Raw genomic sequence first — 14,975 nt, 5'->3', positions numbered from 1 at the left:
GGAGAAAGAAGCAGGTACTTTTTCCGAAAAAGAAGCAGGTACCTTTTCGGCGTGGGTTCTTTGTGTTACACAGGGCGGATGCAAACGGGGACGCGCGTTCGATTTATTGTTTCTTATGATGGCACTGGGTATTGTGGCTGGCAGAAACAGAAGCCTGAGGATCAGGTTTCTGTGGCGCAGGTCATTGAGGGTGTCTTAGAGAAAGTTTTTAACGAGAAAATCTCGTTGTTTGCTTCAGGCAGAACAGATGCTGGAGTTCATGCTCTTAATCAAGTTTGCCACTTTACTACGCAGCGCAAGATTGATCCTACGAAGAAGTGGGACCTGTGTTGGGCTCTCAATGCCTACTTGCCCCCTTCGATCGTTGTAAAAAAGGCATGGCTGGCGCCTGATGACTTCCACGCGACGTTGTCGGCTACACATAAGACATATAGATATCTAATTTTGAATCAATCCCGCCCAAGTGCTCACTTAAGCCGCTATGCGGACTGGCAGCGCCTGCCGATCAATATTGAACATTTGCAGGAAAGTTCTAAATTTCTCTTGGGAAATCAAGACTTTAAGAGCTTTCAGTCAGTCGGAACTCCAGTCAAAGACACCATTCGTGAGATCTATAAAGCCGAATGGAAGTGGCGTAAACCTGGGGTTTTGCAGTTCACAGTGACGGGGAGTGGGTTTCTTAAGCAGATGGTCCGCAATATCGTGGGCACCTCCATGATGTTGGAGCGAAAGGGCTTAGACCCCTCTAAAATGCAGGAGATCATTTTGGCGCAGGACCGCAAGCAAGCGGGGCCGCCGGCTCCGGCACAGGGGCTGTACCTGATGAGGGTTTATTATCCTCAGGACCTTGACAATAGGTGCCTAGAACTTTAAAACAACTCTTCCCGCAAAATGTGTAAGAGCCCGTTGTAAGACTCAACCTAATTTTGCCGAATGCACGGACGGTAAACCTGTGTGTTCAAATATGAAACTGGAGACTCTCGATGAAAACTTTCAATGCAAAAGCAGAAGAAGTTGAAAGAAAATGGTGGATCGTTGATGCCGCTGACCAAAAAGTTGGTCGTGTAGCAACTCATATTGCGACGATCCTTCGTGGTAAAAACAAAGCTATCTACACTCCGAACGTTGATACTGGCGATTTCGTTATCGTTATCAACACGGACAAGATGGAACTTTCAGGAACTAAATGGACTGACAAAAAATATTTTAGTCACACCCGTTTCTTCGGTTCATTGAAAGAAATGACAGCAGCTCAAGCGAAAGAGAAAGATTCAACTTTCATCATTCACGAAGCTGTGCGCGGAATGCTTCCTACAAATAAGCTTTCTCGTCATGTTATCATGAAATTGAAAACATACCCTGGTGCTGAGCATCCTCATGCTGCTCAAAAGCCTGAACTTTTCACACTCCCAACTAAAAAGTAATTGGAGAGGTAGATAATGGCTGCAACTGAAAAATTCTTTTATGCTACTGGAAGAAGAAAAACGTCATCTGCACGTGTTTTCTTGAAACCTGGAAAAGGCAACATCACAATCAACGGCAAAAAAGCTGATGATTATTTGACTCGTATGCAATCACGCATGGTTATCGTTCAACCTTTGGATTTGCTAAACCAAATCGGTAAGTTTGATGCGAAAATCACTGTTGCTGGTGGCGGTGAGTCTGGACAAGCTGGTGCTATCCGTTTGGGTATCACTCGTGCGTTGATCGCCTTCAACAATGAATTCAAAGCTACGCTTAAAAAAGCTGGCTACATCACTCGTGACCCACGTATGGTTGAACGTAAAAAATACGGTAAATCTGGTGCGCGTCGCAGATTCCAATACTCAAAACGTTAAGATTTGGGTTTTCCTGGAAAAAGAAAAGGGAGCTTTCGAGCTCCCTTTTTTTTTGGATTTTGGGCATAAAAAAAGGAGACCTTGTGGGTCTCCTTTTTATTTTTGATCAGAGGCTGATTACTTAGTGCAAGACAATGGGTAGATGTTGCCTTTTGCAGTCAAGAAACCAGAGAACGCGCCAGTGTCGTCTTTGCTCAATGCAAGGAAGCCAGTGTTTACGATTACGCCTTCAGCTGTTTGACCTGTTTGTTCAGTCATCGCCATGAATTGCAAGAAACCTTGTTCGATTTGCGCAGTCAAAGTACCTTTGTCGCCTTGAGTGTAGAACTGAGTTGTTCCTTTTTTCTCTACAAGGTTCACTGTGATGAAATCAGCAGATTGATCATCAGCCATTACCAAAGTTGCTTTAACAGAGTTTGATTGTGATGGAACTACGCAGTTGAAAAGAGTTGTGTCAGCGAAAGCTGAAGAACCGATAAGCAATGAAGCCAAGATAAGCTTTTTCATTTTGAATCTCCTAAATAAAGTTGCTGGACCATTTCGATGCAGAAAGGCTATTGCAGAGTGGTCTAGGTAAGCAATGCAAATGCAACGCGATATTCGGAGGACGGAGCTGCGGGGACAAAACAGCACACCCCTTCGGCTTCCGGAGGTTAGTCTGAAAACAGCCCCTTGTAATGCAACTATAGCTGAATTTTAGTTTATGATGGAAATGTCGAAGGACATACACCAGGGGTTTATGCAGCGAAAGATCACGTTTCTTCATCTGTTTTTGCTAAATCATTTTGTTCTGACACTGATTGTCCTCGGGGTGATCGGAGCTTATGGAACCTATTTGGTTAACTTTGAACAGAGGGCAGTAAAAGAGCGTATTGATCCCCAACTAGTCAGGGAAACAGAGCGACTACAAAGTGATTTCCAAGCAATCGAAAGCAACGTGCAAAAGTTGAAAAGCGTTGTTGAGATGTTTCAATATATGCCAGACGGTGCACGGGCGAAGAATTTTAAAAAATTTGCGAGTGAGTCTTTGGCGCCACATCCGATTCAGTTCAATGCTTTTGTCGCATTAGGTCCCCAGTTGGCTCAAAAGTATTTTGGTCGCGAATCATACATATTAACGATTCATCGTAATGCTGCGGTGGTGGGAAGTCCCAAATATCTTGAGGCTTCTTCTTTTATCTCTGAGGTATTTCACACTCTAGGCTATGACAAGGACCCAGCTGCGCAATGGTGGGCCATTAATAACTCCAGCCCAGGAATGAACTATTCCGACTTCTATTTTGATAAAGGCTATATGGAAAAAGTGATGTTTAGTTCCACTATGGGAATTTACATCGACGGAAAGACTGAAGCCGTAGTTGGTATTGATACCCTGACCGGAGAGATTGCCAGACGCCTGGGAGCTTTTAAGTTAGGAAGTACCGGCGGGTTGATCGTGGTGGATGAGTTTGGTCGTCCGGTCTTGCCACTGTTGAATGGTGACTTGCCTATGTTGGGTTATCGCTTTGAGAAACCAACAACCATGGATCAGTTCAAAACTATGCCGCTTCTTTCAAGTAAAGCGATGAGTGTGATGGCAGATCGTATTCAGGATTTTACTGGAAGCGACGGAGAAACTTATATCACTCTTGCAAAACCGGTGAAGATTAAAGGGCATGCTTGGAATCTTGTCATTTACCAGAAGAAGTCCGAGGCTTACGCTGGATTGTATCGTCGTCTGTTGGTGCTCTTAGTTTTGGTTTTTGTGACCTATATCGTTGGTTCCTTGATGCTTTATTTTACAGGTCGCTATGTGATTCAAAAAGAAAGAGCGGCCTTTGAAGAATTGCGAAGATCACGGGATGTGGCGGAAGCTGCAACCAAAGCCAAGTCCGTTTTCTTATCGACGATGAGCCATGAAATTCGAACTCCATTGAATTCGATGCTGGGATCCGCGGATCTATTGATTGAGACGGCCTTGAGTTCTGAACAACAAGAGTATGTAAATTCATTGATGAGTGCCGGCGAATCGCTTTTGACGGTTTTGAATCACATTCTGGATTTCTCAAAAATTGAAGCGGGCAAGATGTCGCTAGAGTCGAAAGACTTCTTGTTGAGTGATTTGGTTCGCGAAACAGAGCTGCTGGTGATGCCTTCAATTTATCGCAAAGGTTTGCAGTTCCATGTGCATTATCCAAAGATAGATTTTGATGTCTCTGGCGATCCTTTGCGTCTGAAGCAGGTTCTTCTGAATCTATTGGGGAACTCAGTCAAGTTCACCGATCACGGCCGCGTGGATCTTCTTATATCCTTGGAAGAGCTTCCTGATCCGGGAAAACGACGCATTCGTTTTGAAGTTAAAGATACCGGAATTGGTATAGCCCGTGAAAATCTGGAACAAATTTTTGATGAGTTTAGCCAGGAGGATTCATCGGTCACACGGCGCTTTGGCGGAACGGGATTAGGCTTGAGCATCTCCAAAAAAATTATTGAACTTATGGGGGGCAAGCTGGTTTGTCAGAGTACTCAATTTATTGGCTCTAGCTTTTCATTTTATGTCGATCTGCCGGTTCGGGGCGCGGGAGTTTGGGTCCCAGGAACGGAAGAGTATCAAGTTCTTCCGATGTTGTCTGAGGAATATCCTCAGGGAACGAAAAAGACCAAAAAAGTTTTGTTGGTTGATGATATGGATGAGAATCATCAGCTGCTAAAAGCTTATATGAAAACCGTTGAGAATTTAGAAATTGATTCTGCCTATAACGGTTTAGAGTGCCTCGAGAAGTGCGCAGAGAAACAGTACGATTTAATCTTCATGGATGTGCAAATGCCGAAGATTTCGGGTTTGGACACGATTCGTAAGTTGCGTGAAATGGAGTCCCAGCAAGGACTTCCCAGGGTTCCTGTGGTAGTGGTGTCGGCTAATAATTTTACAGAGGATCGTGAGAAGAGTTTGGCAGTCGGGGCCGATGAACACTGTGGAAAACCTATTCGCAAGCGCACGATCGTCGAACTTATATCCAAATATTGCAGTGACGAACCTGTTTACACCCCGATTTAGACGGCAAAGTTTTAAAAAATCGCGAGAAACCTATCTACCTTGGTCAAGTTCCCAATTGAATTGCCGATACTGAAATATCGGAGTGGTGATGTTGAAAAACTGGTCTTTAATTATTATTGGCTGTCTCATTTTGGGATTCCAGAATTGCGGTCGCAACGGTTTTGCACCGGAATATAATAGTTCAAGTGACATCAGTCCTGTGGTGGCGGGAGATGCCATCAATGGGGATGGCTCAACTGACGAGAGCTCCACATCGCCAGTGACAGCAGTGGAGATTCCAACATCCAACGGTCCTTTGACCGTTCAAGTAGACAGCGGCAAGATCACCTTGATCGATCAACAAGGACAGAATCAGGTTATCGAACAAGCTTGTCTTAGCGCCGCCGATCTTTCGGAACTGCAGTCTTATACGAAGGCTTACAATCTTTGTAGCAACACCCGAGCTGCTGACTTCTGCACTCAAACTTACACTCCCGGATACGCAAGCCTTATTGTCGATGGCCAGAAACTCAATTTGGGTGAGTCCTTCGATGGTTGTGGTAAGGGTTTGAAGGACTTCTGTGGAACCCAAGCGGAGTCATTCCGCGGACTGGTCAGTTATATCGTTAAGAATTTTTCTTCAATGAAATGCCAATAGAAGGTACCTGCTTCCTTTTGATGCGAATAGGTGCATTCAAAAACAAAAAAGGAGATCGCTTTACGATCTCCTTTTTTGTTTCTCAAATTTGTACCAAATCAAATAAGAAGGAAGCAGGTACCTATGCGGGTACCTATACGCCTAGAAGTGATTTAACCTTTGCGAAGGCGTCGTTGATCTTGCTTCTGTCAGGAGCAGCACCTTGAGCGAAGTCAGGGCGACCGCCGCCTTTGCCTCCCATAAGGGCTGCGACTTCCTTAAGGACGTCTCCGGCCTTGTGGTCCCCAGCCATGTCTTTAGAGACGCTGACGATGATTGGATTGGATCCGTCACCCACACCCACGACAACAACGATACCGCTTTGGATCTTGTTCTTAAGATCATCAGTGACCTTGGCAAGAACTTCGCGGTCATCGACGGCAACGTCAGCAAGGATTAACTTACCAGCGGCACCTGATTTAGATTTGAAGGCCAATGCTTTGCCTGCCAGTTCGTCAACGTTGATCTGACCGCCTTGAAGCTTCTTGATTTCCTTTTCAAGATTCTTAGCTTGATCTTTCAACTGCTCGATTTTGCCAGCCAAAGTGCTTTTCTTGTACGCCTCTGAATCCGCTGCCACGGACTCAAGATTTGCTTCCAAGTTTTTCAAGTAATGTGCTGATTTTTGCAACCCTGCCGCAGCAAGAGCGTCGTCCAAATGTTCAATTGAGTTCATTGCAAACTTAACGGCCAAGTCGCCAGTGATTGCTTCCACGCGGCGCACGCCTGAGCTGACACCACTTTCAGAAGTGATCTTAAACAAGCGAATTGAAGAAGTGTTCTTCACGTGAGTACCACCGCAAAGTTCGCATGAGAAGTCACCCATAGTGAGGACACGAACATCATTAGCATACTTTTCGCCGAATAAAGCCATGGCACCTTTTTCGATGGCGAGCTTATGAGGCATAGTTTCAGTTTTAACCTCAAGGCTGCGGGCGATTTGTTCGTTCACAAGATCTTCGATCTTCTTGATTTCTTCAGAGCTCAACGGTTTGTTGTGAGTGAAGTCGAAGCGAGTCTTTTGAGAATCCACCAAAGAACCGGCTTGTGTGACATGCACACCCAATACTTTGCGAAGGGCCGTGTGTAGCAAGTGAGTCGCCGAGTGATTGCTGGCTGTATTTCTTCTTTCAACAGAGTCAACGCCAGTAACAACAGCATTTCCAACTTTAAATCCGCCATGCTCGACTTCTACGTGGTGCAGGAAGATATCGTCGATCTTAGTTGTATTCAAAACGCGAGCACGATTGGTGTCCTGCATGATGTATCCAACGTCGCCAGCCTGTCCGCCACCTTCTCCGTAGAAGGTCGTGTTGTCCAAAATCATCAAGCCGGTATCGCCCGTTTTAAGTTCACTGACTTCTGCCTGGCCATTGGAAAGAGCCATCACTTTACCGTCGCCAATTGTGCCATCATAGCCCAAGAACTTCACAGTCTTGCCGCCTGTTGCATAGTCTTTGGCGAATTTGATCAAGTGCTGCTCATCGGCTCCCATGGATTTTCCTTTCCATGAAGCTTTTGATTTCGCACGGTTGGCTTCCATTTCTTTTTCAAAGGCCGCTTCGTTCACTTCGATGCCATTTTCATTTGCGATCACGCGAGTGAGATCCGCAGGGAAGCCGTAAGTGTCGTACATTTTGAAAACAACTTCGCCAGAAAGTTCTTTGATATTTTTAGCTTTGGTTTTCGCAAGCTCTGTCATCAAAATTTCAGTTCCCTTATCCAGAGTGGCAAGGAATCTGTCTTCTTCATCGCGGATCGTATTCAAGATATGATCACGGCGTTCAATCAGCTCAGGGTAAAATGCACCCATCGTTTCGATTAATGCTTCCGCCATACCTGGTAGGAATGACTGATTTGCAGAAAGCTTGCGACCGTAGCGAATCGCACGACGCATGATACGGCGAAGAACATAGCCACGGCCTTCATTCGAAGGAAGGGCCCCATCGGCGATCAGGAAAGAAGTGGAGCGGCAGTGGTCCGCAAGGACGCGCAAAGCTGATGTTGTTTCGGCAGCAGCGGGATCTTTTGCAAGAACTTCTTTGTCGGTGATGTATTTGATGCCGCCGATTTTACAAGCCAAGTTGATCATCGGTTGGAACAGATCTGTATCGTAGTTGTTGAAGTGGCCTTGCATAGCCGCAGTCATGCGCTCCAAGCCTCCGCCCGTATCGACGGAAGGTTTCGGCAGTGGAGTCAAAGTTCCCGGAGGATTCTCGAAGTACTGCATGAAGACCAGATTCCAGATTTCAACGAAACGATCTTCACCGGCTTCGATGCCTTTGAAAGGATCTGAAATAGTTCCCGCTTTAGGGCCGTGGTCGTAGAAGATTTCAGTACAAGGACCGCAAGGACCGGTGTCACCCATTTTCCAGAAATTGTCTTTATCGAAACGGAAGATGCGATCGCGAGGGATACCTTCCTGGTTGTGCCAGATGTCGGCTGCTTCATCGTCAGAGATATGAACTGTGACGTAAAGTTTCTCTTTTGGAATCTTCAATTCTTTTGTGAGGAATTCCCATGCAAAGTGAATGGCGTCTTTCTTGAAGTAATCACCAAAAGAAAAGTTGCCAAGCATTTCAAAGAAAGTGTGATGGCGGGCCGTGAAGCCAACGTTTTCCAAGTCGTTGTGTTTACCACCGGCGCGCACACACTTTTGCGAAGTGACAGCGCGAGTGTAGTCGCGTTTTTCAAGACCCAAGAAAGTATTTTTAAACTGATTCATGCCGGCGTTTGCAAAAAGCAATGTCGGATCGTTTTCCGGAATCAGCGACGAAGACGCAACATGGGTATGTCCATTGCGCTTGAAGTATTCAATAAAGGCATTTCTAATCTCAGAGCTTTTCATAAAGAACCTTTCTTACGGTCTCAGAATCAAAACCTCGGGAAGCAAGCAGGCGTCCTACGCGAGCCTTGTCTTCACGAGTGAAGTCATAATCTTCGTCATACTTATTTTTGACAATCGCCAGAGCCTTTTCAAGCTCCAAAGCACGGTCTGTCTCAACAGCTGGCAACCCTTTTTCCTTGAGGTAGTTGTTGATGTAGTAAATGCCTTTGTTGCGGCGATGGAGCATGTCGGCCAGACGATGGGCGAGGTTGACTGGATCGCCCAGCCAATTGTTGTCTTTGGCATAGGCAATGGCCTCCTCAACGGCTTCCATTCCATCCTCTTCATCTGAAAATTTCTCGCGCAGTTTTTTGCGGAGCTCTTTTTCAGAGTGATCGCGGCGAGCGATAAGGTCCATGACCTTTCTTTTCGCGGCTTGCTTGGTTTTTAGAGGATTTTTCTCGTCAGACATGCGAGAAAAAATTTACCCGCTTTAGATCGGGGAGTCATGCTTTTTTCAAGTTACCTCTTTGCACTCCGACCTCGTCGGAGTATGGAGACATTAGAGGTGAGCGTAATCACCGTGAGTTCACAGTAGGTTCCGAGTCGCAAGCTCGGTCCCCAGTAGCCAGTACCCTGATTGACATAGAGCTGCATGCCCTGAATACGGTAAAGGCCTTTCGAGTATCTTTCAAAGAAGCCAATGAGCAGATTCCAGGGGAAGAATTGTCCACCATGGGTGTGCCCTGACAGCTGCAGGTCAAAGCCCTTCTTGCAGGCTTGCTTTGCCAAAGAGGGTTGGTGCGATAGAAGGAGCTTAAAGCCTTCGGGCTTAAGCTGTGCAGCGACCTTCTCAAAATCAGGCTCTTCTTTTCTGAACATTCGGGCCGCAGGATCCGGAATGCCGGAAATCTGTAACAAGCTGTTGTTGATGGTGAGGTTGGCGGTTTCGTTGATGAGGACGTTGAAGTCCACAGACCGAAAGGCTGCCAAGCCCTGGTCGACGTCCCAGTAATACTCGTGATTTCCAGGAACGTAGTAGTGTCCCAGTCTGCTTTCCATTTTCTTTAAAGAATCAAATTCAGCAAGGTGGCGGATGGCTTGGCTATCTAAAATGTCTCCGGTGTAAACGACGAGATCTGGCTTAAGTTTATTAACCCGCTGGACGAGCTTTTCAACAAAATGGACAGGAAGACTGGAGCTGATATGCAAGTCAGTGATGTGCAGAATTCGCAAATTCTCGAGACCCTTGGGAAGATTTTTAAAACCCAGGGCCACATGAGTCACCCGAGGGCCCACGCGAACCACCAGTGTACCCAGCAGAATCAAGAACAACGGCAGAGTCAGCATGATGCCCAGGGCTTCTTTGCCAAAAGCAAACTCAGTGCTGTAGGCCGGCGCCAAATATTCCAAAGCGAAAGCGGCCACATCGCGAAGAATGACAAAGCTGATCAAAAAATTGATGTACGCCATGCAAAGGTGCGCGACTCGAGAGAAGCTGTCATGCCAAGGTCGATGTTCCAAGCGGCGATCCGACCAGAAATAGAGTGGCTGAGCTAAAACAATCCCTAAGATCGAAATCAATCCAAGATTGACGATGGAAACCATCCCGAGCGAAAGATCGGCAAATCTTGTGAGTTGATGGCTGAGATAGAAAAACACAACTACGAAAAGACTGACTAAAACGACTCTGAAAAAACCCATGGCCATTTCTAACATGACCGTCCTGCGTTTGCACAGATTTCTGCAAAAACACAAATCCTCGATCATACGGTGCAATGATAGTCTTTAAATTCAGGGGGTCCCATGGCGATCAGAGGCGAATTTGAACAGGCGCGTGATTTTTTGATTTTGCATCGAGCAGACTATGACTATGCCTTCAATCAATTCAAGTGGCCTCAGTTGGAAAATTTCAATTGGGCTTTGGATTATTTTGATTCGATGGCCGAAGGAAATAATAACACTGCTTTATGGATCATTAATGAAGATGGCAAAGAAGAAAAATATAGTTTTGCGGATCTTTCGGCGCGTTCGGGGCAGGTTGCCAATTACTTGAGAAAATTGGGAGTTCATAAAGGCGATTCCATTTTGCTGATGGTCGGAAACGACACAGCTTACTGGGAGATCATGCTGGCAGCCATGAAGTTGGGGGCGGTGGTGGTTCCTGCAAGTCCTTATCTTTCAGAGGCGGAGTTGGAAGATCGATTGTTGCGAGGTCGCGTGCGCCTTGTGGTGACCACGAAAGATCATGCAGATCGTTTCCGCTTTGATTCATCAAGTTTGATTCCTTTGTTGGTCGACGGAAGTATGTCGGGTTGGCATGACTATGCGGACGCCACCCGCGAGAGCGCCAGCTATGAGGCCTCTGAGAAAACCAAAGCGACAGATGCGGTGTTGATGTATTTTACCTCTTCAATGGCTGCGAAGCCGAAAATGGTTGAGCATTCTTATCTTAGTTTTACGGTAGGTCATCTCTCCTCAATGTTTTGGATGGGACTTCGCCCTGGTGATATCCATTTAGGCATCAGCTCTCCGGGATGGTCGATGCATGATTGGAATAGCTTTATTGCTCCGTGGAATGCGGAGGCTACTATTTTTGTTGATCACCTCAGTCGCCTTCATGGACGCTTTGATGCAAAAATTCTTCTCGATACAATGGAGCATTATAGAATCACCACATTCTGTGCGCCTCCGTCTGTTTGGAGAAAACTTCTGCAAGAGGATCTCACTCAGTTTCAAATTCCGCTGCGCGAAGCTTTAAGTACCGGTGAGCCATTGACCGAAGACATTGTCGAAAAAGTTCACCAAGCGTGGGGTTTGCAAATTCGCGATGGTTTTAGTCAGACCGAAACCAGCATGTTGATCGGTGTGGCTCCAGGTCAAAGAGCGGTTCCCGGCAGCTTGGGAAAACCTTTGCCAGGATATAGTATTCGTTTGTTGGATGAAGCGGGAAAAGAAGTCAAAGAGGGCGAGATCTGTGTTGAGGCGGCAGTTTTGAAAACACACCCTTATCATTCTGGCGATGTCGCGCGAATAGATAAGGCCGGAAATTACTCGTATGTGGGGCGTAACGATGCGCTCTTCAAGTGCTCTGACTATCGTATCAGTCCTTTTGAAATTGAATCAGTGCTTCTTGAGAATCCCGCAGTTCGTGAAGTCGCGGTCATTCCAAGTCCGGATCCCATACGTTATGCGGTTCCCAAGGCGATCGTGGTTCTGGCGAAGGGATTTGAGCCGACTAAGGAAATTGCGATAGATATTATGAATTATACGAGAAGCCGATTGGCTCCATTTAAACGTGTGCGCAGAGTGGAATTTCATGATCTTTTAAAGGGTTCTGATGGCACCATTCTCAGAATGGAGCTGATAAAAAAAGAACAAGAAAAGCGTCAAACAAATGATAAATCACTCTATGAATTTTGGGAGGAAGATGCACGGGCAACTCTTCCTGAGACATGGGCGCAGGATTTGCCATAGGGGAATTATAAGAATACTCGCGAGTCTTATTTTTAGATTTTTTTATAGGGAAAAGCGCTTTAGTTCAGACAAGGCCTGTCCGATCAATTCATTACTGTGAAGATTACAGTTTCGAAAGGTCGTTGTGATGCCAGGGGATAAGGAAATTAAAGTTATTAGAGTATCGCGCAATCCTGAGCCTTCCCTGAAAGCCGATGAAAAAGAAAATGAAGCCGCTCGTGAAAAAGGTCGTAGTTTTTTGTACGGCATTCTTTGCGAAATGATGGATCGACCTGAAGACATCGCCGTGACCTACACTGTGGGTGATAGAACCACGATTTACAAAGTGGACTGTCATCCGAAAAGTTTGGGACAGCTCATTGGAGCAAAGGGTAAGAACATCAGCGGCATTCGCGCGGTGATTTCTGCCATGATGGCTCGCAAGGGCATCCGTGCGATCGTAGAAATTCCCTATATTGAACCAAGCGAAGCTTAGATCTCTGCGATTTTAACTGTCAGAGAATTTGCGAAGCTCCCTCGAAGTGCGAGTCTTCAATGTGCACTTCATATGAGGAGAGAGCTTCGCCGATCCCAAAGTCTTCGTGACAAAATCGAACATACTCTGATCGAACTCTTGGCGAACGATAGGATCGTCCTTGATGAATGGGGTTATTTGAATCTCATTTCCAAAAGCCAGTTGGTCTGTGAATGCGCCCAGAAAAAAGAGAAAAACAATCCAACGAATCATCGTCATCGTAGGTCCTCCGCGAGTTCGCCCAGTATTGGGGGATTTCCGGCGTGAAGTCGAATCGCTAATTTTGATGGTTTCCATAAGATTAACTCGCACTGGCAGGCTGCCTTGGTCGGCGCGCAATGACGCTTATCATTTTGCATTGCATGGCAAAAAGGTACGGCGTACCTCTTGGGCATGAGAAACTTCCTCAAGAAATTGGCTACTTTATTTGGTGTGGGACTGAGTCCCAAGGCGCCGGGAACTGTGGCGACAGTTGCAACGATTCCGCTTGTTTTCCTTTTGAATTGGGCAGGACCGATTCCTTATATGATCGTGACTTTCTTGCTGCTCCCTGTCGGAATCTTGGCCGCAGAGATCTATGAGCAAGACAAGGGGAGTCATGATTCGCAGGAAATCGTGATCGATGAGGTTGTTGGCTTCCTGATTACAATGGTTTGGCTGCCTTTGACATGGCAGGCTATTTTAATCGGATTTGTGCTGTTTAGATTACTAGACATTACGAAGCCTTTGTTCGTAGGATATTTAGATAAGAAGATCCAAGGAGGTCTTGGAGTCATGGTCGATGACGTCGCAGCCGGAATGGTTGCTAGTGTGATCATGCAATTGCTCTTTACCCACACCAATTGGTTGGGTTCTCAAATTTTGGTCGGTTAAATGGCTGAAAAGAGAGATGAGAAACTCCAAGAATTAATTCGATCCCTTCGCGACCAAAAACTCACTGTGAGTTTTGCGGAAAGTTGTACTGGAGGTGCACTTTCTAGTTTTCTAACAGAGCAAGCAGGCGTTTCCGACATTTATCTAGGCTCTGTGGTTTCTTACTCTAACGAGGCGAAGGTGGATCTTCTGGGGGTCCGTCGAGACACTCTCATGCAAGAGGGTGCGGTGAGCGAAGTCGTCGCTCGTCAAATGGCGCACGGAGTGCGTCGACAGCTTAAAACTGATTGGTCTGTGGCAATCACAGGTATTGCTGGTCCGAGTGGTGGAACACCCACGAAGCCGGTAGGTACTGTGTGCATTGCTCTTGTTGGGCCGAACTTTGAAGACTCTAGAAAAGAACTCTTTTCTGGGGACCGCAAAGCCATCCAGCAGGCAACCGTCGACTATTCAGTTCAGTGGCTGTGTGAAGTTCTCGAAGGAAATTAGTAAACGTAGCCCCCGGCTGCAAAACATTAACAATAAAAAGCAATACGACGAGTGTCGTATTTATAAGAGAGGGAATCACAGATGGCGAATCCAACTGTAGACAGCAAAGCAAATAACGAAAAAGCAAAAGCACTTGAATTGGCAGTTTCGACTATCGAAAAGCAATTCGGTAAAGGTTCAATCATGCGTTTGGGCGCAAACGAAACTCTTGTAAAAGATGTTGAGTCCATCAGCACTGGTGCATTGAGCTTGGACATTGCTTTGGGTATCGGTGGTCTTCCTAAAGGTCGTATCGTAGAAGTTTACGGACCAGAGTCTTCTGGTAAAACGACAATCGCTCTTTCAACAATCGCACAAGCTCAGAAAAAAGGCGGCGTTGTTGCTTTCGTAGATGCTGAGCATGCATTGGATATCAACTACGCTCGTAAATTGGGTGTAAACACTGAAGATCTTTTGATCTCTCAACCAGACACTGGTGAGCAAGCTCTTGAAATCGTAGAAACTCTAGTTCGCTCTGGCGCAATCGACGTATTGGTTGTCGACTCCGTAGCGGCTCTGGTTCCACGCGCAGAGATCGAAGGCGACATGGGAGATTCACACGTAGGTCTTCAAGCTCGCTTGATGTCTCAAGCTCTTCGTAAATTGACTGCAGCTATCAACCGTTCAAACACTCTTGTTATCTTCATCAATCAGCTTCGTATGAAGATCGGTGTGATGTTCGGTAACCCAGAGACAACTACTGGTGGTAACGCGTTGAAATTCTACTCTTCAATCCGTTTGGATGTTCGCCGTGTTGGCGCGATCAAAAATGGTGAGGATGTGACTGGTAACCGTACTGCGGTGAAAGTTGTGAAAAATAAAATGGCTCCTCCGTTCACTAAAGTTGAATTCGACTTGATGTACGGTGAAGGTATCTCTGCAGAAGGTGATATCTTGGATTTGGCTGTGACTGCAAACATGGTTGAAAAATCAGGTGCATGGTTCTCTATCAACGGAGAGCGCATGGGACAAGGTCGTGATGCTGCTAAGACTTTCTTGAAGGATCACCCTGAATACATGGAACAACTTCGCACTAAGATCTTGGCTGCGAACGGTATCGGCAAACTTCTGATCGATGCTGAAGGCAACAACGGCGAAGACCATGAAGGCGTTGAACCTACTATCGAAGCTGAAGACGCTCCGAAAAAAGGTAAAAAGGCTAAGCACTAGGCTTGTCTGATCTGATTTACACTCCGGCTTCGTCG

15 protein-coding genes are annotated in these 14,975 nt (G+C 46.2%); 10 read left to right on the top strand and 5 right to left on the bottom strand.

Annotated elements, in window-relative coordinates; all coding sequences use genetic code 11:
* Positions 1–78: 78 nt before the first annotated feature.
* The 3 genes from truA to rpsI all read left to right on the top strand — a co-directional run bounded on the left by truA (position 79) and on the right by rpsI (position 1,838).
* Positions 79–873, top strand: a complete 795-nt coding sequence (gene truA, locus NWE73_RS11790) for a tRNA pseudouridine(38-40) synthase TruA (RefSeq protein ID WP_277578529.1) — start codon at positions 79–81, stop codon at positions 871–873.
* A 110-nt stretch (positions 874–983) separates the two neighbouring features.
* Positions 984–1,424: a 50S ribosomal protein L13 gene (gene rplM / locus NWE73_RS11785; RefSeq protein WP_277578528.1), complete on the top strand. Its 441-nt coding sequence runs from the start codon at positions 984–986 to the stop codon at positions 1,422–1,424.
* A gap of 15 nt (positions 1,425–1,439) precedes the next feature.
* Positions 1,440–1,838, top strand: a complete 399-nt coding sequence (gene rpsI / locus NWE73_RS11780; protein ID WP_277578527.1) for a 30S ribosomal protein S9 — start codon at positions 1,440–1,442, stop codon at positions 1,836–1,838.
* A gap of 117 nt (positions 1,839–1,955) precedes the next feature.
* Here rpsI and NWE73_RS11775 read toward each other — a convergent pair whose 3' ends face one another.
* Positions 1,956–2,345, bottom strand: a complete 390-nt coding sequence (locus tag NWE73_RS11775) for a hypothetical protein (protein ID WP_277578526.1) — start codon at positions 2,343–2,345, stop codon at positions 1,956–1,958.
* A 232-nt stretch (positions 2,346–2,577) separates the two neighbouring features.
* Here NWE73_RS11775 and NWE73_RS11770 point away from each other — a divergent pair, with 232 nt between their 5' ends.
* Both NWE73_RS11770 and NWE73_RS11765 read left to right on the top strand, forming a co-directional pair.
* Entirely contained in the window at positions 2,578–4,875 is a 2,298-nt protein-coding gene (locus NWE73_RS11770; protein ID WP_277578525.1) for an ATP-binding protein, read from the top strand.
* Positions 4,876–4,963: 88 nt separating this feature from the next.
* A complete protein-coding gene (locus NWE73_RS11765) occupies positions 4,964–5,512 on the top strand; it encodes a hypothetical protein (protein WP_277578524.1) in 549 nt (182 codons plus the stop codon).
* 133 nt (positions 5,513–5,645) lie between these two features.
* Here the strand turns inward: NWE73_RS11765 and alaS are convergent, their stop codons facing one another.
* From alaS to NWE73_RS11750, 3 genes are read right to left on the bottom strand one after another with little or no spacing between them, the layout of a single operon-like run.
* On the bottom strand, positions 5,646–8,399 hold the full coding sequence (alaS, locus tag NWE73_RS11760; RefSeq protein WP_277578523.1) for an alanine--tRNA ligase: 2,754 nt from the start codon (positions 8,397–8,399) through the stop codon (positions 5,646–5,648).
* Positions 8,386–8,850 carry a regulatory protein RecX gene (locus NWE73_RS11755; protein WP_277578522.1) on the bottom strand — a complete coding sequence of 155 codons (465 nt, stop codon included), beginning with the start codon at positions 8,848–8,850 and terminating at the stop codon, positions 8,386–8,388. The genes alaS and NWE73_RS11755 overlap by 14 nt, the downstream gene beginning before the upstream one ends.
* A gap of 50 nt (positions 8,851–8,900) precedes the next feature.
* A complete protein-coding gene (locus NWE73_RS11750) occupies positions 8,901–10,082 on the bottom strand; it encodes a metallophosphoesterase (RefSeq protein WP_277578521.1) in 1,182 nt (393 codons plus the stop codon).
* Positions 10,083–10,184: 102 nt separating this feature from the next.
* On the opposite strand from NWE73_RS11750, the gene NWE73_RS11745 reads away from it, so the two are divergent.
* Together NWE73_RS11745 and NWE73_RS11740 are read left to right on the top strand one after the other, a co-directional pair.
* Positions 10,185–11,855, top strand: a complete 1,671-nt coding sequence (locus NWE73_RS11745; protein WP_277578520.1) for an AMP-binding protein — start codon at positions 10,185–10,187, stop codon at positions 11,853–11,855.
* A 127-nt stretch (positions 11,856–11,982) separates the two neighbouring features.
* A complete protein-coding gene (locus NWE73_RS11740; protein ID WP_277578519.1) occupies positions 11,983–12,330 on the top strand; it encodes a KH domain-containing protein in 348 nt (115 codons plus the stop codon).
* Positions 12,331–12,342: 12 nt separating this feature from the next.
* Here the strand turns inward: NWE73_RS11740 and NWE73_RS11735 are convergent, their stop codons facing one another.
* Entirely contained in the window at positions 12,343–12,588 is a 246-nt protein-coding gene (locus NWE73_RS11735) for a hypothetical protein (RefSeq protein WP_277578518.1), read from the bottom strand.
* Positions 12,589–12,762: 174 nt separating this feature from the next.
* Here NWE73_RS11735 and NWE73_RS11730 point away from each other — a divergent pair, with 174 nt between their 5' ends.
* The 3 genes from NWE73_RS11730 (at position 12,763) to recA (ending at position 14,940) form a co-directional block, all read left to right on the top strand.
* Positions 12,763–13,242, top strand: coding sequence for a phosphatidylglycerophosphatase A family protein (locus NWE73_RS11730; protein WP_277578517.1), 480 nt, complete (start codon positions 12,763–12,765; stop codon positions 13,240–13,242).
* Entirely contained in the window at positions 13,243–13,731 is a 489-nt protein-coding gene (locus NWE73_RS11725) for a CinA family protein (RefSeq protein WP_277578516.1), read from the top strand.
* Positions 13,732–13,812: 81 nt separating this feature from the next.
* Positions 13,813–14,940, top strand: coding sequence for a recombinase RecA (gene recA / locus NWE73_RS11720; RefSeq protein ID WP_277578515.1), 1,128 nt, complete (start codon positions 13,813–13,815; stop codon positions 14,938–14,940).
* Positions 14,941–14,975 lie beyond the last annotated feature (35 nt).

This window comes from Bdellovibrio svalbardensis, assembly GCF_029531655.1.
GTDB lineage: Bacteria > Bdellovibrionota > Bdellovibrionia > Bdellovibrionales > Bdellovibrionaceae > Bdellovibrio > Bdellovibrio svalbardensis.
Note: the sequence above shows the minus strand (reverse complement) of the source record. Positions and strands in the feature narration are given on the sequence as shown.